We start from the raw sequence: 964 nt of genomic DNA, 5'->3' as shown, positions 1-964 counted from the left end.
CTTTGGAACACATGATGTTTACAGGCACGAAAGACGTTCCATCCGGCGAATTCAACCGCCGCGTATCCGAGCTGGGAGGACAAAACAATGCCTACACCAACCGCAATGAAACGGTGTATTACGAAAACGTCGCCGCCGCCAACCTGCCCGAGATTCTGAAGCTCGAAGCCGACCGCATGCACAACCTCAACTTCAGCGACAAAGAATTCCTCAACGAGATGAACGTCATCCGTGAAGAACGCCGCCAGCGCACGGAAGACACAGCCGACGGCAAAATGTGGGAACAAGCCTATCTTGCCGCCTTTACCCAACCGTCCATGCGCGCCTCCGTCATCGGCTACATGAAAGATTTGCACACCCTAAAAGCCGACGACCTGCGCGCGTGGTACAAACAATATTACGCGCCCAACAATGCCGTATTGGTCATTGTCGGCGATGTTGATGCCAAACAAACGCTTCAGACGGCCGCCAAACTCTTTGGCGATATTCCGGCCAAAGCCCAGCCGCCGCGCAACAAGCTCCATACCGAACCCTATTTGCGCAAGCCTGTTACAGTCAAAGCCACTTCTCCGGTCACACACCAGCCGCTGATTGCCATCAACTTCCGTGTGCCGAAACTCCAAAAATTCGATGACACGATGCCTTTTGCCCTCGACATCCTTTCCGATATTTTGGCAGGCAACGCGTCCAGCCGTTTTGATAACAACCTCGTGCGCGGCAAGCAAACCGCATTGAACGCAGGAACGCATTACGACATCATCAGCCGTGAAATGCCGCTGTTCAGCGTCATGGCTATGCCTGCCGAAGGCGTGAAAACCGATACTCTGATTGCCCAGCTGCGCCAAGAAATCAAAGACATTGCCGACAACGGCGTTTCCGAAGAAGAATTGCAGCGCGTCAAAACCCAGGCAGCGGTCAGCGAAATCTACGCCAAAGACTCCATGTCTTCCCAAGCCTCCATGAT

At 53.7% G+C, this 964-nt stretch carries 1 protein-coding gene; it reads left to right on the top strand.

The window, feature by feature from the left end; translation table 11 throughout:
- The coding region (locus ACTHUR_RS12220) for a M16 family metallopeptidase (RefSeq protein WP_440398742.1) at nucleotides 1-964 on the top strand (964 nt) is incomplete at both ends.

Source organism: Neisseria sp. P0021.S007 (assembly GCF_051956855.1).
The sequence above is the reverse complement of the archived record's forward strand: the minus strand, read 5'-3'. Positions and strand labels throughout refer to the sequence as shown.